The sequence below is a fragment of the Halorubrum sp. C191 genome (assembly GCF_002727095.1).
GTDB lineage: Archaea > Halobacteriota > Halobacteria > Halobacteriales > Haloferacaceae > Halorubrum > Halorubrum ezzemoulense.
Genome location: NZ_NHNZ01000124.1, coordinates 1 through 20,559, shown reverse-complemented (window position 1 = coordinate 20,559; position 20,559 = coordinate 1). Strand labels below are relative to the sequence as shown.

Annotated in this window: 24 protein-coding genes; 15 read left to right on the top strand and 9 right to left on the bottom strand. The window is 70.0% G+C overall.

Features of this window, described 5'->3' with window-relative positions; genetic code table 11:
• Positions 1-20: 20 nt before the first annotated feature.
• Both Z052_RS12185 and Z052_RS12180 read right to left on the bottom strand, forming a co-directional pair.
• A complete protein-coding gene (locus Z052_RS12185) occupies positions 21-428 on the bottom strand; it encodes a cyclic nucleotide-binding/CBS domain-containing protein (protein WP_086215291.1) in 408 nt (135 codons plus the stop codon).
• A gap of 34 nt (positions 429-462) precedes the next feature.
• Complete coding sequence (locus Z052_RS12180) at positions 463-1,419, bottom strand: DUF5787 family protein (protein ID WP_094520572.1); 957 nt, start codon at positions 1,417-1,419, stop codon at positions 463-465.
• Between the two features lie 165 nt (positions 1,420-1,584).
• Here Z052_RS12180 and Z052_RS12175 point away from each other — a divergent pair, with 165 nt between their 5' ends.
• The 3 genes from Z052_RS12175 (at position 1,585) to Z052_RS12165 (ending at position 3,556) form a co-directional block, all read left to right on the top strand.
• Entirely contained in the window at positions 1,585-1,968 is a 384-nt protein-coding gene (locus Z052_RS12175) for a hypothetical protein (RefSeq protein WP_094520571.1), read from the top strand.
• Complete coding sequence (locus Z052_RS12170; protein WP_094495609.1) at positions 1,965-2,612, top strand: NUDIX hydrolase; 648 nt, start codon at positions 1,965-1,967, stop codon at positions 2,610-2,612. The genes Z052_RS12175 and Z052_RS12170 overlap by 4 nt, the downstream gene beginning before the upstream one ends.
• A gap of 104 nt (positions 2,613-2,716) precedes the next feature.
• Positions 2,717-3,556, top strand: coding sequence for an NAD+ synthase (locus tag Z052_RS12165; protein WP_049932225.1), 840 nt, complete (start codon positions 2,717-2,719; stop codon positions 3,554-3,556).
• 18 nt (positions 3,557-3,574) lie between these two features.
• On the opposite strand, the gene Z052_RS12160 is transcribed toward Z052_RS12165, so the two are convergent.
• Positions 3,575-4,666, bottom strand: a complete 1,092-nt coding sequence (locus Z052_RS12160) for an anthranilate phosphoribosyltransferase (RefSeq protein ID WP_094520570.1) — start codon at positions 4,664-4,666, stop codon at positions 3,575-3,577.
• Positions 4,667-4,951: 285 nt separating this feature from the next.
• Positions 4,952-5,134 (bottom strand): hypothetical protein, encoded by a 183-nt coding sequence (locus Z052_RS20550; protein WP_199058274.1) that lies wholly within the window; start codon positions 5,132-5,134, stop codon positions 4,952-4,954.
• Between the two features lie 90 nt (positions 5,135-5,224).
• On the opposite strand from Z052_RS20550, the gene Z052_RS12150 reads away from it, so the two are divergent.
• Positions 5,225-6,283: an Lrp/AsnC family transcriptional regulator gene (locus tag Z052_RS12150; RefSeq protein ID WP_094520569.1), complete on the top strand. Its 1,059-nt coding sequence runs from the start codon at positions 5,225-5,227 to the stop codon at positions 6,281-6,283.
• A 19-nt stretch (positions 6,284-6,302) separates the two neighbouring features.
• Here Z052_RS12150 and Z052_RS12145 read toward each other — a convergent pair whose 3' ends face one another.
• Both Z052_RS12145 and Z052_RS12140 read right to left on the bottom strand, forming a co-directional pair.
• Complete coding sequence (locus tag Z052_RS12145; protein ID WP_049932230.1) at positions 6,303-7,052, bottom strand: bacteriorhodopsin; 750 nt, start codon at positions 7,050-7,052, stop codon at positions 6,303-6,305.
• 1 nt (position 7,053) lies between these two features.
• Positions 7,054-8,730, bottom strand: coding sequence for a methyl-accepting chemotaxis protein (locus tag Z052_RS12140; RefSeq protein WP_094520568.1), 1,677 nt, complete (start codon positions 8,728-8,730; stop codon positions 7,054-7,056).
• Positions 8,731-8,928: 198 nt separating this feature from the next.
• On the opposite strand from Z052_RS12140, the gene Z052_RS12135 reads away from it, so the two are divergent.
• The 3 genes from Z052_RS12135 to Z052_RS12125 all read left to right on the top strand — a co-directional run bounded on the left by Z052_RS12135 (position 8,929) and on the right by Z052_RS12125 (position 10,559).
• Complete coding sequence (locus tag Z052_RS12135; RefSeq protein ID WP_094495605.1) at positions 8,929-9,744, top strand: aldo/keto reductase; 816 nt, start codon at positions 8,929-8,931, stop codon at positions 9,742-9,744.
• A 64-nt stretch (positions 9,745-9,808) separates the two neighbouring features.
• Entirely contained in the window at positions 9,809-10,036 is a 228-nt protein-coding gene (locus tag Z052_RS12130; RefSeq protein ID WP_086215298.1) for a hypothetical protein, read from the top strand.
• 124 nt (positions 10,037-10,160) lie between these two features.
• Positions 10,161-10,559: a DUF5790 family protein gene (locus Z052_RS12125; protein WP_049932236.1), complete on the top strand. Its 399-nt coding sequence runs from the start codon at positions 10,161-10,163 to the stop codon at positions 10,557-10,559.
• Between the two features lie 20 nt (positions 10,560-10,579).
• Here Z052_RS12125 and Z052_RS12120 read toward each other — a convergent pair whose 3' ends face one another.
• Positions 10,580-11,359 carry a creatininase family protein gene (locus Z052_RS12120; RefSeq protein ID WP_086215299.1) on the bottom strand — a complete coding sequence of 260 codons (780 nt, stop codon included), beginning with the start codon at positions 11,357-11,359 and terminating at the stop codon, positions 10,580-10,582.
• Between the two features lie 176 nt (positions 11,360-11,535).
• Between Z052_RS12120 and Z052_RS12115 the strand changes: the two genes are divergently transcribed.
• Positions 11,536-11,847, top strand: a complete 312-nt coding sequence (locus Z052_RS12115; RefSeq protein ID WP_094520566.1) for a hypothetical protein — start codon at positions 11,536-11,538, stop codon at positions 11,845-11,847.
• Between the two features lie 46 nt (positions 11,848-11,893).
• Here Z052_RS12115 and Z052_RS12110 read toward each other — a convergent pair whose 3' ends face one another.
• Complete coding sequence (locus tag Z052_RS12110) at positions 11,894-13,840, bottom strand: ABC transporter ATP-binding protein (protein ID WP_094495602.1); 1,947 nt, start codon at positions 13,838-13,840, stop codon at positions 11,894-11,896.
• A 196-nt stretch (positions 13,841-14,036) separates the two neighbouring features.
• Positions 14,037-14,315, bottom strand: a complete 279-nt coding sequence (locus Z052_RS12105) for a hypothetical protein (protein WP_049932243.1) — start codon at positions 14,313-14,315, stop codon at positions 14,037-14,039.
• Between the two features lie 117 nt (positions 14,316-14,432).
• On the opposite strand from Z052_RS12105, the gene rnz reads away from it, so the two are divergent.
• From rnz to Z052_RS12070, 7 genes are all read left to right on the top strand, one after another.
• Entirely contained in the window at positions 14,433-15,365 is a 933-nt protein-coding gene (rnz, locus tag Z052_RS12100; protein ID WP_094520565.1) for a ribonuclease Z, read from the top strand.
• Positions 15,366-15,669: 304 nt separating this feature from the next.
• Positions 15,670-16,596 carry a replication factor A gene (locus tag Z052_RS12095; RefSeq protein ID WP_049932247.1) on the top strand — a complete coding sequence of 309 codons (927 nt, stop codon included), beginning with the start codon at positions 15,670-15,672 and terminating at the stop codon, positions 16,594-16,596.
• A gap of 1 nt (position 16,597) precedes the next feature.
• Positions 16,598-17,230 carry an RPA family protein gene (locus Z052_RS12090; RefSeq protein ID WP_086219920.1) on the top strand — a complete coding sequence of 211 codons (633 nt, stop codon included), beginning with the start codon at positions 16,598-16,600 and terminating at the stop codon, positions 17,228-17,230.
• Positions 17,231-17,354: 124 nt separating this feature from the next.
• The gene (locus Z052_RS12085) at positions 17,355-17,759 is read left to right on the top strand and encodes a CopG family transcriptional regulator (protein ID WP_049932250.1); all 405 of its coding nucleotides are present in this window, start codon (positions 17,355-17,357) and stop codon (positions 17,757-17,759) included.
• Positions 17,760-18,109: 350 nt separating this feature from the next.
• A complete protein-coding gene (gene pdhA, locus Z052_RS12080; protein ID WP_049932323.1) occupies positions 18,110-19,213 on the top strand; it encodes a pyruvate dehydrogenase (acetyl-transferring) E1 component subunit alpha in 1,104 nt (367 codons plus the stop codon).
• Entirely contained in the window at positions 19,214-20,200 is a 987-nt protein-coding gene (locus tag Z052_RS12075; RefSeq protein WP_007345778.1) for an alpha-ketoacid dehydrogenase subunit beta, read from the top strand.
• Between the two features lie 87 nt (positions 20,201-20,287).
• Positions 20,288-20,559 (top strand): biotin/lipoyl-containing protein (locus Z052_RS12070; RefSeq protein WP_303646229.1); only part of this gene is annotated, 272 nt, incomplete at its 3' end.

Below are 20,559 nucleotides of genomic sequence, written 5' to 3'. Positions count from 1 at the left end.
CGGACGCCGACCCGCGGGCCCTACGCGGAGACCGACTCCGGCGAGGAGACGTACGCGGCGAAGTCGGAGGTGGTGATGATGCCGATGGGGGTCTTCCCGTCGACGACCGGGACGTGGTGGAACCCGCGTTCCAGCATCGTCGCGGCGACCGCCGACACGTCGTCTTGCGCGCCGGTGGTGATCGGGTCGCGCGTCATGTACCGCTCGACGGTCGTCTCGGCTTTCGGTTGGCTCTTGGCGACGATGTCGACGAAGTCCGTCGAGGTGAGGATCCCGACGAGGTCGCCGTCGTCGTCGACGACCAGCACGGAGCTGATGTCGTTTTCGAGCAGCACCGCGGCCGCGTCCTCGACCAACGTGTCCGGCGTCACCGTGTGGAGGTCCGTCGACATCAGTCGCGCGACGAAGACGTCTTCGATCTCGTCCATACCGGAGAGACCCGCCCTCGCCGTATAAGCGTTCTCACAGATACCGTGAGAGCCCGGACTGACGGCGCGGGCCGTCCCCCTCGGGAGCCGCGACCCACGCCGTCCGTTCGTCGCGGAGGCCGTCGCGCTCGGCCGCCGGCCGGTCGGCCGCCTCGAACGCGGGACACCCGCCTCCGCACTCGCGGCCGGGGTCGACGACGCGGTCGAAGTGCGCGCAGCGCGGTCGCCCGTCGGCGGTCGTCTCGCCGTGCGCGCACGCCGGCGGGTCGGGGCGCCACCCCTTCCCGTAGGCGCGCTCGGCGACCCGCCGCCGCTTGCGGGCCTTCGCCTCGGGGCCGACGAGCGCCACGTCCGTGCGGGAGGGCCGCTCGTCGCGGATCTCGACGCCCGGCGCCGCCGGGTCGAGCGGCGTCGGCTCGCGGACGACCTCGCGCTCGCCCGTCTCCGGGTCGAACCGCCAGACGCCGACCGCGTCCGGGATCCGATTGAGGTGCGCGCGGGTGACGTACGAGGCGGTGGCGAGGACCACCTCGTCGAAGAGTCCGAGCGCGGCGTCGTACCGGAGCTGCGCCTCCAGGTCGCCCGGCGTCCCGAGGTCGGGCTTGTTCTCGACGGCGACGAGCTCGCCCACCCAGTCGTCCGGGTAGCGCGCGGTCGCGCGGACGACCTCCCGGCCGTTCCGCCGCTCGCGTTCGAGGTAGCCGACCTCGACCGCGCGGTCGACGACGGCTGCGGCCCGGTCCGGCGGGAGGTCAAAGGCGTCGGCGACGGGGACGGCCTCGCCCGGGCCGACCGCGGCCTCGACGGCCGGACCGGGGATCCGCTCGGCGCTGATCGCGGCGCGGTCGTCGAAGCCGGGTCCCGGCGACAGCAGACAGACATCGACGATGCGCGCGCCGGGCGTCTCGACGCCCGCCCCGAGCTGGCGGGCGACGACCCGGTCAGGCGATTCGAGCGCGGCGCACAACGCCAGCTCGAACCGGTACTCCATACCGCGAACAAGGCGGCCTCGGGCTAAAACGCGTCGCCGCCCTCTCGCCGTGAGTCGCCGCCGTCGCGGTCGCGTCACCGCGAGTCGTCACCCACGCGGTCGCGTCCCGCCGACCGCGGTCCGGTCGGCCGAAACCGGTATTCCCCGCGGGACCCTACGGCGACCATGCGCCGGGTCACCCGGAACCTCCTCATCGCCATCGTTCTCGTCGTCGTCGCGCTGCTCGCGCTCGGCGCGCTCCCGAGCTACCTCGGGAGCGGCGACCCCTACTACCTCAGCGTCGAGCCGATCGAGACGAACGGCACCGCCGCCGACGTGAACAACGTCTCCGACCGCCGGTACCCGTACCTGATCGGTGCGATAGAGAGCCCTGACGGGCGCTCCGACGGCTACCAGGCCGGGCCGTACGGGATGAAGGAGTGGTTCACCCACACCCCGTTCGACGAGGTCGACGCGCTCACCCAACAGGTGCCGAACGCCTCGACCGAGACCGGCGTGCGGGTGCGCCGCGGCGGCGAGGTGTACCACGCCGAGGTGGTCCGCCCGTGACGGACGAAGACGGGGCGCCCGGCGCGGACGAGGGACCCGCCGGCGCCGACGCGCCGGCCGCCGACCTCCGCGAGCTCCCCGCGTTCTCCGACGGGCGCAACCACTCGCTGCCGGGCGAGCCCGAGTGGCCGGTGGAGGAGGTCGTCGTCGAGTACGACGAGGGGTGGTTCGTCGGCGGTTACGACCGCGTCGAGCAGCCCGACGGCACGGCGAAGAAGTACTACTGGGCGGAGCTGTCGCCCGCGACGGTGATCGTCGCGGTCGCCGACGACCGGGTGCTGTTCGTCGAGCAGTACCGGCCCACCGTGCGGAACACGCAGCTGGAGCTCCCGGCCGGAATCGTCGAGTCCGGCGAGTCCTACACCGAGGCCGGTGCGCGCGAACTCGCCGAGGAGACCGGCTTTGCGCCGTCCTCGACGTCGCTGCTCCAGGAGGTGTGGTGTTCGACGGGCGTGTTGCGCCACACGCGCGGCTACGTGTTCGCCGAAGGGTTGGAGCCGGTCGACGTCGACCACGACAGCAACGAGTTCCTCGCGCCGCGAGCGGTCCCGGTCGACGAGGCGCTGGACATCGCCCGGGAGCCCCCGACGAACGACGCGACGCTCGAAGGGCTCCTGCTCGCCGAGCGCGAGGGGCTGTTGTAGGCGACCCCTCCGGGCGTCCGCCGGCGACCGGACAGAACCCGACACGCGTCCAGTTCACGGGGCCAACGCGGAGGTATTAATCGCTGCGGCCCCTCAATAGACGTATGAGCCACGCATCGGAGCAGTCGGTGTTGCTGTCGGACGACCCCCCGCTCGACCTCCGCCTCTCGGACGACGAACTTGCGGCGACCCGCGAGCGCATCGTCTCGTTCATCCGCGACGTCGTCGACGACGCGGGCGCCGAGGGTGCGGTCCTCGGCCTCTCGGGCGGTATCGACTCGACGCTCACCGCCCACCTCGCGGTCGAGGCGCTCGGCGAGGACGGCCTCCACGGCCTCACGATGCCCTCGGCGGTGAACGACGCGGACGTGATGAGCGACGCGGAGCGCGTCGCCCACGACCTCGGCGTCGAGTACGACGTGATCGAGATCCAGCCGATCGCGGAGGCCTTCTTCGACGCAGTCCCGGAGGCCGCGACGGACCAGATGGCGGCCGGGAACGTCTACGTCCGCACCCGCGCCGTGTTGAACTACTTCGTCGCTAACGCCGAGAACCGGGTCGTCCTCGGCACCGGGAACCGCGCCGAGGCGATGACCGGCTACTACACGAAGTACGGCGACCAGGCGGTCGACTGTAACCCCATCGGCAACCTCTACAAACAGCAGGTGCGCCAGCTGGCCGCCCACGTCGGCGTCCCCCGCGACCTCGTGATGCAGGAGCCGACCGCGGGGATGTGGGAGGGCCAGACCGACGCCGAGGAGATGGGGCTCGACTACGACACCGTCGACGCCATCCTCGCGGTCCACGTCGACGGCGGACTCTCGCGGTCGGCGACGGTCAGCGAACTCGACGTGCCCGAAGAGGCCGTCGACCGCGTGGTCGACCTCCACGAGCGCAGCGCCCACAAGCGGGCGATGCCCCCGGCGCCCGCCCGCGAACTGTAACGCCCGCGTCGCGCCCCTTCAGAACTCCCGCATCGCTTCGAGCACGTCGTGCGCGGAGCCGTCGTCGATGGCCTCGCGGGCGGCGTCGAGACCCTCCTCGATGGAGTCGGCGTCGCCGCCGGCGTAGATCCGAAGCGCGGCGTTGACCGCGACCGCGTCCGCGAAGGCGCCGTCTCGCTCGCCCGCCAGCACCTCCTCGGTGATCGCGGCGGAGTCGGCCGCGACGTCGTCGACCGCGAGGTCGTCTTCCTCGAGGTCCATCCCGTACTCCGCGGTCTCGATCTCGAAGTCGTCGAAGGACGCGCCCTCGCTGCCCTCGCCGTCGTCGCCCGACGCGTCCCACTCGGCGACCTTGGTGTAGCCGGGGCGTACGTCGTCGTACCCCTCCATGCCCTGGAACATCAGGACGCGGTCGAGGTCGTGGAACTCGCTTTCGACGAACGTGTCGACCACCTTCTTCGCGAACGCGAGGTGGTAGAAGGAGCCGAGGTGGACGGACGCGCCGGCGGGGTTCGCCAGCGTCTCGACGGTGTTGACGAACGACCGGACGCCCATCTGGTCGCGCCGGTCGAACAGGTCGTCGATGGCGGGGTTGAACGCGGGCTGGTAGTAGAAGCCGAAGCCGGTCTCGTCGACCATGTCGGCTGAGTCAGCGGGGGTCAGCTCCGTGTGGACGCCGAGCTCGTCGAGGACGTGTTTGTACGCGTCCTGCTTCTGCGTGGGCACGCGGTCGCCCGAGTGGACGACGACGGGAGTGCCCGCGGCGGCCGCGACCGCGCCCGCCGCGACGCCGAGGATCGCCGTCCGTCCCTTCCCGTCGTAGTTCGCGCCGCAGTCGACGGGGTCGGCGTCGGGTTCGGCGTACTCGACGCGGTCGCACATCACGTCGACGTACGCGCCGAGCTCCTCGGCCGTGTTCCGCTTCCAGCGGTTCGAGAGCCAGAACGCCCCGAGCGTCGTCGGGTCGGGCTCGCCCGCGAGGATGCGCTCGAACGCCTCGGTCGCCTGCGCGCGCGTCAGGTCGTCGGCCGACTTGTGGCCGGAGCCGCAGACCTCGGTCATCAGCCGCTTGAGGGGCCAGTCGCCGAACTCCTGAGTCGCCTGAGCCATACGCTCCGTTAGGCTTCTCGCACGAAAAGTCCCCCGTTCGACTCCCGCACCGCGGGAACGAGAGGGACCGCCTCCGCCCTCCGACTCGACGCGGCAACACCGCGCGCGAGCGATGAGCCGGGACGGCGCGACCGCTCTCGCCCGATCTGTGGTACTCACCCACACAGTACAAATGAACGAATGTCTTGTTCTGTAAGAATATATGTGAATAAGCGCTAAACTTGCTCTGTAAGTATGCCGTATCAGAGTCAAAATAGCGTTAGAGTTATATGATTGTCCAGATAGTTAGCGATCGTACCCGATGACGTCCAAATCCGTCGCCACCGCGCTCACGCTGTATCGGTCCCGCACGCTGACGCTCGAACAGGCCGCGACCGTCGGCGGCTGCTCGACGGCGCAGTTGGAGAAGAGCGCCCGGGCGTTCGCGCCGACGCCCGGCGAGGCCCCCGCCGACGACCGACGCTCCACCCCGACCGACGCTCCGCCCCGAACGTGGTGTCGCCCTGACGATCGGCGCCCTCCGAAACCCGTACGTACACTCCGCCCTAAGCGTTTCCAATGAGTTTGGACGCCGACTGGCGGGCCGACCTCGACGCGGTCGACGCGGCCCTCATCGACGAGTACCAGAGCGGCTTCCCCGTCGAACGCCGTCCGTTCGAGCGGGTCGCCCGCGAGATCGCGGCCGAGACGGGCGTCGCGGTCGACGCCGACGACCTCCTCGACCGCGTCCGCGACCTCCGCGAGCGCGGCGTGTTCCGCCGGTTCGGCGCGGTCCTCAACCCACCGGTCATCGGCTCGTCGACGCTCGCGGCGGTGCGCGCGCCGGACGACCGGTTCGACGAGGTCGCCGAGGTGATCAACGGGTACCGGCAGGTGAACCACAACTACCGCCGCGACCACGAGTGGAACCAGTGGTTCGTCGTCACCGCGGGCTCCCGCGAGAAGCGCGACGAGATCCTCGCGGAGATCGAGGAGCAAACCGGCTGCGAGGTGCTCGCGCTCCCGATGCTCACGGACTACTACATCGACCTTGAGTTCCCCGTAGTCAACGCCGACCGGTTCGCGCGGGAGTCGCTCGACCACACCGACGTCTCCGCCACCCGCATCTCCGAGGACGCGCGCGGCGACCTGAGCCCGCTCGAAGCGGACCTCCTCTTGGCGATCCAGGACGGCTTCCCGCTGTCCGCGACCCCCTATGCCGACGTGGCGAACGAGATCGACGCGCCCGTCGACGACGTGCTCGTGGCGGTCGAGCGCCTCCTCGCCGACGGCTGTATCAAGCGGATCGGTTGCGTCGTCAACCACGTCGTCACCGGCTTCACGAACAACTGTATGGTGGTCTGGGACGTGCCGGACGAGGAGCTCGACGAGCGCGGCGAGGCGGTCGGCAGCCTTCCGTACGTCACGCTCTGTTACCACCGCCCGCGTCGCCCCGACCAGGAGTGGGAGTACAACCTGTTCACGATGATCCACGGTCGGGAGGCGGAGGCGGTCGACGCGAAGATCGACGAGCTGGCGACCGACCACCTCCCGTTCGACCACGAGCGACTCTACTCGACCGAGACGCTGAAACAGACCGGCGCGCGCTACGAGGACCTCGTCGCGGACGACGGGTAACGCAAAAAATCTCCGCGGCTCAGTCGTCGCCGAGGGCGGCCGTCCGCTCTTCTGCCGCCGAGTCGGCGGCGGCGAACTCACCGGCGCCGAGGCGGTCGAGCGCGTCCGCGCCCGCGACCGCGATGACGACGAAGCCGACCTTCGAGACGATGTCGAGGTAGACGAACACGAGCATCTCCGTCGCGGGCGTCAGCAGGCCGAAACCGGTGGGCGCGAGCAGCCACACGACCGGGTACAGCGTCCACAGCACCACGGTGATGTTCCGCAGCGTGCCGAAGACGGCGCGGACCCGGTCGCCCTCCGCCGATGCCGACCGCGGGAGCGCGACGAGCAGCCCGTAGACGAGCGCGAGGTACGCGGCTCCGCCGACGGCGAAGGCGGCCCACGACACCGCTCCGCCGGTGGCGGCGGCGGTGACCCCGCCGGCGATGACCACCACGTCGACGCCGATCAGCCCGGTGAGCACCCGTCGGGACGGGCGGGCGAGCAGCCCGAGGTAGAGGAGTATGAGCGGCGTGGTCACGAGCCAGTCGACGTACCGGACGACCTCCAGCTCGCCGGCCGCCGTCGACAGCGTGCCGACGCCGAGCGCCATCGCGAGGTACGCGAGCGCCGCGACGCCGGTGACGCCGGCGAGGGTCCCGTAGTAGACGCCGTGCGACTCGTCGGTCGCCGACGATCCGGAGAGCCACGCCCACAGCGGGGGAACCGTTCCGGCGCCCATCGCGAGCGCGCCGATCCACGCCCAGACGGTGGTGTCGACGAGCATCTCAGTTCACCCCCTCCCCGGCGGGCGCGTCGTCGCCCCCGCCGCGCGAGAAGTCAAACTCGCTCCCGTCGCCGTCGCCTCCCCCGTCGGGGACGGCGGTGGCGCCGTCGGCCGCCGCGCCGCGGCCCGTCCCGTCGCCCGCGGCGCCGAGACCGTCGCCGGCCGCGAACTCGAAGTCGTCGACCGCGTCGCGCAGCGCGAGCGCCCGGTCGGAGAGCGACCCGGCCGCGGTCTCGACCGCCCCGAGAGTCCGCTCCTGCTCGTCGACCGCACCGGTGACGTCGCCGGCCGCGCTGGCCGTCTGCGCGCTGATCGCGGAGACGTCCTCGACGTGGCCGACCACCGCGTCGACGGAGTCGGCCTGCGTCTCCGTCGTCCGGGTGATCTCGGTCATGCTCGCGTCGGTGCGCTCGGAGGCCTCCGCGAGGCGTTCGAGGGCGTCGATCGAGGTCTCGACCGTGTCGACGCCGGCCGAGATCCGCTGTTCCGTGCGCGCCATCGCGTCGGCGCCCGTCTCCGCGCGCTCCTGGACGGAGCGGATCCGGGCCTCGATCTCGCTCGCCGACTCCTGGGTCTCCTCGGCCAGCGCCTTCACCTCCTCGGCGACGACCGCGAAGCCGGCGCCGTCGGCCCCGGAGCGGGCCGCCTCGATGGAGGCGTTCAGCGCGAGCAGGTTCGTCTGCTCGGCGATCTCCGAGATGGTGTCGACCACCTCGCCGATCTCCTCGACCTCCGCGGCGAGCGCCTCGACCTCCGCGGTCGTCTCCGCGGTCGTCTCCTCGACCGCGTCCATCTCCGCGAGCGCCTCCTCGGCGGCCTCGCGACCCTCGTCGCCGACCTCCGCCGCGTGTTCCGCGGTCTCCGCCACGTCGGTGACGGTGGAGGCGACCTCCTCGGCCGAGGACGCGAGGTTCTCGGCCTCGTCGGTCGCCGCCCGCAGGTCGTCGCGCTGGGTGCGCGCGCCCTCGGCGATCTCCTCAACCGCCTCGCTCACGGTCCCTGTCGTCGCCCGCAGGTCCTCCGTGCGGTCGTCGACGGTCCCGGCCACGTCGGCGGTGTCCTCGGCGACGGTCGCGACGGACGCGACCGTCCCCTCCAGCTCGTCGGCCATCTCGTTGAACGCGGCGCCCACCCGCGCCATCGCCTCGTTGTCGCTCTCGGGGTCGACCCGGCGCGTCAGGTCGCCGTCGGCGAGCGCGCGCATGGCGGACTCGTACTCGGTCGCCTTGTGTTCGACCGTCTCGGCGCGCGTGTCGGCCTCCCGTCGCGCTCGTTCCGCCTCCTCGCGGGCCGCTTCGGCGTCGGAGATCTCCGAGCGCAGCGAACCGCGCATCTCGTCGAACGCGTGGAACAGCCGCCCGATCTCGTCGGTTCGCCCGGTGTCGAGCCGCACGTCGAGCTCTCCCTCGGCCATCCGCTCGGCCTTGTCAGTCAGTTGCCGCAGGGAGATGACCGTGTTCGAGCCGACGGTGACGCCGATGAGCGCGAGCCCGATCACCGTCAACAGCGTCATCCCGATCAGTCCGGAGCGCACTTCGGCGCCCGCGGTGCCGGTCCCCTCCGCGCGTAGATAGACGATGACTCCGTACGAAACTGAGACCGCCATGACCCCGATCAGCGACAGAGCGAGCTTCGCACCGTAGCTCGATCGGACGCCCGAGGCCGATCCCTCTTGCATGTATACCGAACGGCAGAGATCCTATCGTCATAATAACTCCTCCCCGAATATTACCAGTGATACTCTGCTCGCGGTCGAGTCGGGCGGTACCGGCGGCTCGGCGAGCAGAAAGCGAGCACGTACGCGAGGCCGCCGGGCCTGACACCCCGATCCGCCGGGACCGGTACGTTGAGGGCGTCGCCGCCCGCACGGACGCGCATGGTGACCGCCTTCGACAGACTCGGATACGGGACGTACAAGCTGGCCGCCGGCGAGGAGTGCGCGGCCGGCGTCGCCCACGCGATCGAGACCGGCTACCGCCACGTCGACACCGCCCAGGGGTACGACAACGAGGCCTCGGTCGGCGACGGGATCGACCGGAGCGACCGCGACCGCGAGGACCTGTTCGTCGCGACGAAGCTCTCGACGGACAACCTCTCGTACGACGACGCGGTCGAGACCGCCCGCGCCAGCCGCGACCGGCTTGGTGTCGACTCGATCGACCTGCTGTACGTCCACTGGCCGATCAACACCTACGAGCCCGCGGAGACGCTGCCCGCGCTCGACGACCTCGTCGACGACGGGGTGATAGATCGGATCGGGCTCTCGAACTTCGAGCCCGACGAACTCGACGAGGCGCTCGACCGCCTCGACCACGACGTGTTCGCCCACCAGGTGGAGTGTCACCCCCTGCTTCAACAGGAGCGGCTCCGCGAGTACGCCGTCGAACACGACCACTGGCTCGTCGCCTACTCGCCGATCGCGCGCAACCGCGTCGCCGAGGTCGACGCCCTCCGAGAGATAGCCGCGGCCCACGACGCGACCCCGGCCCAGGTGAGCCTCGCGTGGCTGCTCTCGAAGGAGCGCGTCGCGCCGATCCCGAAGGCGGCCGACTTCGGCCACGTCGAGGACAACTGGGCGGCCCGCGAGATCGACCTGACGGACGAGGAACTCGCCCGGATCGACGCGCTCGACCGCCGCGAGCGGATCGTCGACTTCGAGGAGGCGTCGTGGAACCGAGACCGATCTCCGTAACGCTCAATACCGGTATTGTGGCCTCATAGTCGGTTTAACGAGGATCCGGATCGAACCCCCGCCCGTGCCGGACCCGAACTCGCGGACCGACGCCGGCCCGCCCGCCGGCGGCTCCCCGAGCGCCGACTCGGACCCGGACGGCGAGTCCGGTCTCCGCGACCGTCCCGCCCTCCTCGCGGCGACGCCCGGGACGGACGCGGTGCTCGATCAGCTCCGGACGCTCGCGGTCCTCGCTGGCCTTCTCGCCCTCCTCGTGACGCTGATCGCCGTCGAGCTGCTCGTTCGCATCTGAGCCCGCCGGCCGACCGAAACTGAACGCGAGACCCGCCCGATCCGGCACCCGACCCGTCCTCTCCGTCGGTTTCACTTCCGCTTTCGGGCGCGTTTTTAAAAGGCGCGGGCGAGACGGGTCCGGTATGGGCCAGTCCACGTTCGATGACGACGACTTGTTCGGCGAGGCGGCCGCGGAGACCCGCGCGGAGGTCGAAGATCACCTCGCCGCGGCGCGCGAGGAACTCCCGGACCCGGACGCGGTGTGGGAGACGGACGCGGACAACGTCCTCGGCGCGCTCAACGGACTGAAATCCGCGCTCGACGCCGGCGACGCCGTCGACAGCGTCCGCTCGGCGAAGAAGGCGTACGTCCTCGGCGAGCGCGCCGACGCCTTCGAGGACGCCGCCGACCTGAAAGCGGAGATCGAGGAGCTCGAATCGCTCGTCGGCGACATCGAGAGCGCCGCCGACGAGGTCGCCTCCCTCACCGGCACCGTCCCCGCGATCCGCGGGGCGCTTCAGGACGCGGCGGACGAGGAGTAACCCTCCGCTCCGGCCGCGCCCTACGTCGACTTCCGGTCAGCGACCGCTTCCGCCAGCGCCGCGAGCGCCGCGCTCGCGCGGTCGAGCAGGACCGCGCCCCGCTCGGCGTCGCCCTCCCGCGGGTCGCCGACGACGCCGTTGTCGGTGAACTCAGCAGAGTCGTGCGCGAGGTTCACCCCAGACACCCACTCGCCCCACCGGTCGGCGGCGCCCGCGCTCGCATCGTCGACCCGCTCCTCGCGGACCAAGTCCGGATTCGTCGCGCGCAGCAGCGCCGTCTCCAGCGGGCCAGCGTGACCCATGTCGCTCGCGTGGTCGCCGACCGACTCGAACCACGTGAACGCCACCCCGTACCCCGCGTGGGCGTCGTCGCGCGAGAAGCGGCGGGCGACCTCCGCCAGCGCCTCGACGTTCCCCCCGTGCCCGTTGACGAACACGACGCGGTCGACCCCGTGCGAGACCAGCGACTCCGCGGACTCCCGGACGTACGCCCGGAACGTCTCCGGGGAAACCCACATCGTCCCGTCGAAGGCGCGGTGCTCCTCCGCGACGCCGACCGGGATCGGCGGCGCGACCGCGACCTCCCCGCGGTCCGCTCCCGGCTCGCCGCCCGACCCCTCGTCGTCCGTTCCCGTCTCCTCGTAGGCGTCCGCGCTCGCCTCTGCGACCGCGACGGCGTTCAGCGCGTCGGTGCCGAGCGGGGCGTGCGGCCCGTGCTGTTCCGTGCTGCCGACCGGGAGGAACGCGACGTCGACGTCGGCGTCGCGAACGTCGGTCCACGTGACCTCGCTGAGGCGCATACCGACGCCTCGGTGGCCGGCGTCGTATAGCCGGCGGTCATCGCCGATGCCGAGTGGTCACCGTCGGCGTCTGGTGGTCGCCGCGGCGCAGGGGCGGTCGACCGCTCGCGAGACATGGGCGCTCGCCCCGCGGCCGCTCCCGGGGTATTATGACGCTTCCCGCGGATCGCGGCTCCATGAGCGGTGACAACGCGGATCACGATACGGGGGCACACGACTCGGCTCCGGCCGTGACGTTCGGCCCGCTGAAGCGGGCGCTCCGCGAACACCGCTATCCGGTGACCGCGGCGGAGCTGATAGAGCAGTACGGCGCCGCGACGTTGGAGACGCCGGCGAGGACGGCGCGGCTCGACGGGCTGCTCGAAGGGCGCGAGGAGACGCAGTTTCGGGATCCGTCGGAGGTCCGCGAGGCCGTTCTCGATGCGCTCGGGCACGCCGACGCGTCCCCGGAGGCGGCCGCCGACGAGTGGACGCGGCTTCCGCGGTGACTCTTCGGTCGAGCCCCGCCCCGTTCCGCTCGGCGCGCGGCCCCGATCAGTCGTCGTCGGTATCGGCCTCTTCGACTATCCGCGCCGTGCGCTCCTGCGCGCGGTCGATGAACTCCTGCGGGAGCTCGTCGATCTCGCCCGCCTGAACGCCCCAGAGGTGCGCGTACAGCCCGTCGTTGTCGAGCAGCTCGTCGTGCGTCCCCCGCTCGGCGATCTGCCCGCCCTCCAACACGAGGATCGTGTCTGCGTCCTTGATCGTCGAGAGCCGGTGGGCGATCGCGAACGTCGTCCGCTCCTCGGTGAGCCGGTCGAGCGAGCGCTGGATCAGCATCTCCGTCTCCGTGTCGACGTCCGAGGTCGCCTCGTCGAGGATGAGGATGTCCGGGTCCTTGAGCACCGCCCGCGCGATGGTGACGCGCTGGCGCTGCCCGCCGGAGAGCTTCACGCCGCGCTCGCCGACCATGGTGTCGTAGCCGTCGGGGAGGTTCTGGATGAACTCGTGCGCCTCGGCGGCCTCGGCGGCCTCGCGGACCTCCTCGTCGGTGGCGTCGAAGGTACCGTAGGTGATGTTCTCGCGGACCGTCCCGTAGAACAGGTACGAGGACTGCCCGACGTAGCCGATCGAGCGACGGAGCGACTTGAGCGTCACGTCGCGGACGTCCTGTCCGTCGATCTCGATCGACCCCTCGTCGACGTCGTACATCCGGAGGAGCAGCTTGAGCACGGTCGACTTCCCCGCGCCGGTCGGGCCGACCAGCGCGAGCGTCTCGCCGCCCTCGACGGCGAAGTCGACGTCCTCGACGATCGTCTCGTCGTCGTAGCCGAAGGAGACGTCGTCGTACACCACGTCGCCGTCGCCGACCGTCAGGTCCTCCGCGCCCGGGTCCTCGGCGAGCCGCGACGGCTCGTCCATCAGCCCGAAGATCCGCGCGGAGGAGGCGCGGGCGCGCTGGTACATGTTGATGATCTGCCCGAACTGCGCCATCGGCCAAATGAACCGCTGGGTGTAGAGGATGAAGACGACGAACATCCCCACCGAGAGCTCGCCGGTGAACGGTCCCGGCGGCGTCTCCTGGAACACCCAGAGGCCGCCGATGATGAACGTCACCACGAAGCCGACTCCGGCGAGCACGCGGAGCCCCGGGAAGAACTTGATCCGGGTCGTGATCGCGTCCCAGTTGGCGTCGAAGTAGTCCATCGACACGTCGTCGACGCGGTCGGACTCGTACGGCTCCGTGTTCGACGACTTGATCACCTGGATGCCGCCGAGGTTGTTCTCCAGCCGGGAGTTCATCTTCCCGACCGACGAGCGGACCTCGGCGTACTTCGGCTGGATGATCCTGATGAACAGGTAGGTGAACCCGCCGATGATCGGCACCGGCAGCAGCGCGACTAAGGCGAGCTGCCAGTTGATCCAGAAGAGGAGGACGCCGATGCCGACGACCATCACCGACAGGCGGAACAGGGAGTTCATTCCGTCGTTGAGGAACCGTTCGAGCCGGTTCACGTCGTTCGAGAGGATCGACATCATCTCCCCGGTCTGCTTGTCGGAGAAGAACTCCATGTTGAGCCGCTGCATCTTGTCGTAGGTGTCCGTCCGGACGTCGTGCTGGATGTTCTGGGCGAAGGCGTTGAACCCCCAGTTCCGGATCCAGTGGAACCCGGCCCCGATCCCGAACGCGCCCCCGATGACGGCGATGGTGAACCAGAACTGCGCGGTCTGTCCCGTCGGCAGCCACGCGTCGGGGAGGACGACGAGCGGGATCTGCTCGCTGAACAGGGCGTCCTCGTAGAACACGGCGTCGATGGCGATCCCGAGCATCAGCGGCGGGAGCAGGTCGAGCAGCCGCGCGAAGACGCTCGCGAACACCCCAACGGTCACCTGCGGGACGTAGTCGCGGCCGTACTCGACGAACAGCCGCTTCATCGGATTCTCTATCTTGTCCCGCTGCTCCTCGAAGGGATCGTCGTCCTCCCATTCGACGCCACTCATCACGAGTTCGTATCAGGTAGGCGGGCAAATAGGTTTCCTTCGAACCGAAATACGTCGGCAGAAAACGCCGGTAACACCCGTTCGATCGGGTGATCTCTCCCGGAACCACCGCGGTCACCGGCGTCGGCGCAGCGGTCGACCCGACGGTCAGTCCGGCGCGCGCGGCGACCTCGGTCACGCCGACCGCGCGCCGGGCTCAGAGCTCGCGCCGCTCGACGGCGGTGTCGATCCCGGCCTCGTCGAGGTCGTCGCGCACACGTCGCCGGAGCGGGTCCGGCACCCCGTCCCGCGGGACCGGCGTCGCCGTTCCCTCCTCGTCTTCGTCGGTCGGGACGGACCAGTAGAGGACGTGGCCCGTCTCGGCGTAAAACTCCACCGCGTACCGGTCCCGGCCCCCCTCGTAGTGGACGCGGGCGGCCGCGCCCTCCGCGCGCCACCCCTCCTGTCTGACCAAGGCGGCGATCGGCTCTCGCATGGTCGCTCTCGGGTGGCCGGACTCATGTGGGTGTCGACCGATCGGCCGCCCGCCCGATCCGGCGCCCTCCTCCCCCGCATCGACACCGGTTTACAACCGCCGACCCGATGAGTCGCCATGTCTCTTCGCGTCACGTTCCTCGGGACGGGCGGCGCCGTTCCCACCGTCGAGCGCGCGGCCAGCGCCGTCTTCGTCAACCGCGAGGGCGACCGCTTCCTCTTCGACTGCGGCGAGGGCACGCAGCGCGAGATGATGCGCAGCGGCACCGGGTTCGCCGTCGACCGCGTGTTCGTCTCGCACCTCCACGGCGACCACGTCCTCGGCATCCCCGGCCTCGTCCAGACGCTCGGATTCAACGACCGCACCGACCCGCTGGCGATCCACTGCCCGCCGGGGACCGGCGGGCACCTCCACGACCTGGTCCACGCGGCCGGCCACGACCCCGCCTTCCCGATCCGGATCGAGCCGGTCGCTCCCGGCGAGGTCGCCCACGAGACCGACGAGTACGAGATCCGCGCGTTCGAGACGGAACACCGCACCGTCTCGCAGGGGTACGTCCTAGCGGAGGACGATCGCCCCGGCCGGTTCGACCGCCCGAAGGCGGAGGAGCTCGGCGTCCCCGTCGGGCCGAAGTTCGGCCGCCTCCACGGGGGCGAGCCGGTCGAGGCCGAGGACAGCACGGTCGTCGAGCCGGAGCAGGTCGTCGGCCCGCCGCGTCCGGGCCGGAAGCTTGTCTACACCGCGGACACGCGCCCGCGCGAGTCGACGGTCGAAGCGGCCGCGGACGCCGACCTGCTCATCCACGACGCCACCTTCGCCGACGACATGGCCGACCGCGCCCGCGACACGGCCCACTCGACCGGCGGCGAGGCGGGGTCGATCGCCGACCGCGCGGACGCGAAGCGGCTCGCCTTGGTCCACATCTCCTCGCGCTACGCCGCCGACCCGCGCCCGATCCACCGCGACGCCCGCGAGGCGTTCGACGGCGAGTGCCTGCTCCCCGACGACGGCGACCTGATCGAGGTGCCGTTCCCCGACGCCGACGAGTGAGGGTCCCGAACACCCGTTCCTCCGTTCGGCTCGTCCCCCTCCGTGCTACCGCAAACCGTGGGACGGTTCCACTCGAAACGGCGCCCGCGCACGGCTGACGCGCGTCTGACGCGGCCGCCGCCGCACCGGTGTCTTCCGAGCATCTGATCCGCGGTCAGTCCGGCGCCGATCCGGAGAAATCCGGAGAGAAGCGCGCTCTCGACGGAAACGTTCACTTTCACCGCGGTCACGGGCGTTTTAATACGGTGAGTAACCAACGGCCGTACGCCTCCCAGTGAAACAAGACCGGAGGCGGAGACACCCCATGAGCGAACTGCGACAGGAAGCGGAAGCGATAGCGGAACAGTTCTCGGACCACACGGACGTCGACCCCGACGACGTCGAGGAGCGCCTGACGACGCTGGTCGACGAGTACCGCGTGCCGCTCGACGAGGCGAGCCGGAGCGTCACTAACAGCTACCTCGAAGACGCCGGGATGGAGCGCGACGAGCTCGGCCGCGGCGGCAGCGAGGAGGTCCTCGTCAACGACATCGACGAGGACGAGCAGTGGGTGGACCTGCGCGTCGAGCTGGTCGACCTGTGGGAGCCCCGCAGCGACTCCATCTCGCAGGTCGGGCTCCTCGGCGACGAGTCGGGCACGATCAAGTTTGTCGCCTTCGAGACCTCCGACCTCCCCGAGCTGACGGAGGGACAGGCGTACGAGCTCTCGAACGTCGTCACCGACGAGTACGAGGGGAGCTACTCGGTGAAGCTCAACCGGACGACCGGTATCACCGAGATCGACGAAGCGATCGAGGTCGGCGACAACGCCGACACCGTCGAGGGCGCGCTGGTCGACATCCAGTCCGGCTCCGGGCTGATCAAGCGCTGCCCCGAGGAGGACTGTACGCGCGTCCTCCAGAACGGGCGCTGCTCCGAGCACGGTCAGGTCGAGGGCGAGTTCGACCTGCGGATCAAGGGCGTCCTCGACGACGGCGAGACCGTCACCGAGGTCATCTTCGACCGCGAGGCCACCGAGGATCTCACCGGCATGACCCTCGAGGAGGCCAAGGACATGGCGATGGACGCGCTCGACACTACCGTCGTCGCCGAGGAGATGGGCGAGGACGTGCTCGGGCGCTACTACCGCGTCACCGGCCCGACCTTCGGGCGGTACGTCCTGGTCGACGAGATGGAGGACCCCGGCACCGTCGACGTTGAAAGCGCGCTGATCGAAGCGAGGTCGATTTGAAATGAGCCAGTCAGCCCCCACCCGAGAGGTCGCCCGGCGCGTGTTCGCGAGCGAGTTCAACGACGCCGGCTACACGTTCACCGAGTCCGACGACGAGCGGGCCCCCGTCTACGCGCTGCTGCCGACGGGCGAGTCCTCGAACCGCGTGTTCTTCGTCGGCACCCTCACCGAGAAGGAGGACGTCGGCGAGGACAGCGAGTACTGGCGTGGTCGCATCGTCGACCCGACGGGCACGTTCTTCGTGTACGCCGGCCAGTACCAGCCCGAGGCCGCTTCCAAACTCCGGGACCTGGAGCCCCCGGCCTACGTCGCAGTCGTGGGGAAACCCCGGACCTACGAGACCGACGACGGCACGGTCCGAGTGTCCGTCCGCCCCGAGTCGATCACCGAGGTCGACGCCGCCACCCGCGACCGCTGGGTCGCGGAGACCGCCCGCCGTACCGTCGAGCGCGTCGCCGCGTTCGACGACGAGGGCAACGAGTACGCGCGAATGGCCCGCGAGGAGTACGACCTCGACCCCGAGACGTACAAGGCCGCCGCGCTGTCGGCGTTAGAGGACCTCGACGAGAGCGGCGACGAGCTCGCCGGCGACGCCGGCGACGAGCCGGACCCGGCCGAGACGCCCGAGCCCTGACCGGCGACGGCCGACCGCCTCGACGAACCGATCGGGCGCGTCACCCCGTAACGACTCACTTTTCGCCGTTTCTTGCGACTGTCTGACAAACCATTAAGTGATCCGCGCGCCCACGTTTCGGGCGATGGGCAACAAGAACAAGACCATCTCGTTCCGCGTCAACGAGGACGCGTTCGAGGCCCTTCGCGACATCGCCGAGGAGCGGGACATCTCGCTGTCGGCGGTGTTCCGAGACTACGTGGACGCGCTCGTTGCCCACGACGGCCAGGTCCGGGTCGTCCCGGAGTCGGAACTGGCCGACGCGGGCGACGACGGCGAGCCGTTTCCCCCGAAAGTCGAGGTTCCGAAGAGCTTCGTCCGCGAGCACGAGCGGCTGGAACTCGAGGCCGAACACCTCCGGGAGCAGCTCGAAGAGCACAAGCGGTACGTCAATCACCTCCGGGAGCAGCTCGAGGACGAGGACGACGACGTAATCCAGCTCGAAGACCTCGACGGCGAGCCGGACGAACCCGCTTTCCGCCTCGGGTAGCCGCCGATTCCTTCCATTTCCACCGCTCCGTCGATCCGGGAGAGACCCGTCCACCGTTGAGCTACGGCGCCGTCCGCTCCGACCGTCCGCGACGTTCGGACCGTACTTCGATGACGGTCGGACGCGCGGACGAAAACCTTCCTGTTCGTCCGTTACTAACCGCTGAACCGCCCATGTTGGCGAAAATATTGCCGTGATGCTCCGAGTTTGTTCAGAAACGTCCGATTCTCGACCCGTCTGATGGACGGTCTCTCAGAGCGACGCCGCTATTTCTGAGTATACTAAATTATTTACGAAAACGATATTACCCGGGCGGTGAAGGGATCCTACATGCGAAGGTGGGTTCGACCGTGAACGTGTTCGATAGGGCGTACGACGATACGGTTCGCGTCCTCGACGAGGACGGCGAGGTCGTCGGCGACGTGCCGGACCTCGACGACGAATCGCTCGTCGACATGTACAGGCACATGCGGCTGGCGCGTCACTTCGACGGCCGCGCGGTGAGCCTCCAGCGACAGGGGCGGATGGGGACGTACCCCCCGCTCTCCGGCCAGGAGGGGGCCCAGATCGGCTCGGCGTTCGCGCTCGACGACGACGACTGGATGGTCCCGTCGTACCGCGAACACGGCGCCGCCCTCGTCCACGGGCTCCCGCTGAAACAGACCCTGCTCTACTGGATGGGTCACGAGGACGGCAACAACGCGCCGACGGACGTCAACGTCTTCCCGGTCGCCGTCCCCATCGCGTCGCAGATCCCCCACGCGACGGGCGCCGCGTGGGCCTCGAAGCTCCGCGGCGAGGACGACGCGTTCGTCTGCTACTTCGGCGACGGCGCGACGAGCGAGGGCGACTTCCACGAGGGAATCAACTTCGCCGGCGTGTTCGACACGCCGACCGTCTTCTTCTGTAACAACAACCAGTGGGCGATCTCCGTTCCGCGAGAGCGCCAGACCCGGAGCGCGACCCTGGCGCAGAAGGCGGAGGCGTACGGGATCGACGGCGTTCAGGTCGACGGCATGGACCCGCTGGCGGTGTACAGCGTCACGGAAGCGGCCTTAGAGAAGGCCCGCGACCCCGAGACCGACCGGCCGCGGCCGACGCTGATCGAGGCGGTCCAGTACCGGTTCGGCGCGCACACGACCGCCGACGACCCGACCGTCTACCGCGACGACGACGAGGTCGAGCGCTGGAAGCGGAAGGACCCCATCGACCGGCTGGAGTCGTACCTCCGGGACGAAGGGGTCCTCGACGACGAGCGCGTCGCGGAGATCGAGTCGACGGTCGAGGCCCGGGTCGCGGACGCGATAGACGAGGCTGAATCGATGGCGCGCCCCGACCCGCGCGAGCTGTTCGAACACGCGTACGCGGAGCTTCCGCCCGAGCTGGAGCGGCAGTACGAGGAGTTCGCCGCCCTGCGCGACGAGCGCGGCGACGCGGCGTTCCTGGAGGAGTAAATGACCGAGACACAGAACCTCACGCTGGTACAGGCGATACGAGACGGACTACACACCGAACTGCGCGAGGACGACGACGTCGTCGTGATGGGGCAAGACGTCGGGAAGAACGGCGGCGTCTTCCGCGCGACCGAGGGCCTGTTCGACGAGTTCGGCGGCGACCGGGTGATCGACACGCCGCTGGCCGAGTCGGGCATCGTCGGCACCGCGGTCGGGATGGCCGCCATGGGGATGCGACCGGTCCCGGAGATCCAGTTCTCCGGGTTCATGTACCCCGGCTTCGACCAGATCGTCTCGCACATGGCGCGGTTCCGGACCCGCAGCCGCGGGCGGTTCACGCTCCCCATGACGCTACGTGCCCCCTACGGCGGCGGGATCCGCGCGCCCGAACACCACTCCGAGTCGAAGGAGGCGTTCTACGCCCACGAGGCCGGGCTGAAGGTCGTCATCCCCTCCACGCCGTACGAGGCGAAGGGGCTGCTCGCGGCGTCGATCCGCGACCCCGACCCGGTGATATTCCTCGAACCGAAGCTGATCTACCGGGCGTTCCGCGAGGAGGTCCCCGAGGAGCCGTACACGGTCCCCATCGGCGAGGCGGCCACGCGCCGCGAGGGCGACGACGTGGCCGTCTTCACCTACGGCGCGATGACTCGCCCCACGCTGGAGGCCGCCGAGACGCTCGGGGAGGAGGGGATCGAGTGCGAGGTCGTCGACCTCCGCACGATTTCCCCGCTCGACCGCGAGGCGGTCGTCGAGGCGTTCGAGAAGACCGGTCGCGCGGTCGTCGTTCACGAGGCCCCCAAGACCGGCGGGCTCGCGGGCGAGATCACGGCGATCCTTCAGGAGGAGGCGCTGCTGTACCAGGAGGCGCCGATCGGCCGCGTCACCGGCTTCGACGTGCCGTACCCGCTGTACGCGCTGGAGGACTACTACCTCCCGTCCGCCGCCCGCATCGAGGACGGAATCTTGGAGGCGGTCGAATTTTAAGATGTCCGGCAGAGGTACACCCATGAACGCCGAGGACCGGCGCACGACGGCAGAGGGGAGACGCCCGACCGCCGAGGGGGGCGACGAATGACGGTCGAGGAGTTCAAACTGCCCGACGTCGGCGAGGGCGTCGCGGAGGGCGAACTCGTCAGCTGGCTGGTCGCGCCCGGCGACCGCGTCGAGGAGGACCAGCCCGTCGCCGAGGTCGAGACCGACAAGGCGCTCGTCGAGGTGCCGTCGAGCTACGACGGCGTCGTCGAGGAGCTGTTCGCCGAGGAGGGGGAGATGGTCCCCGTCGGCGACGTGATCATCTCGTTCCGCGTCGACGAGGACGGCGAGGCGGCCGCCGGCGACGACGC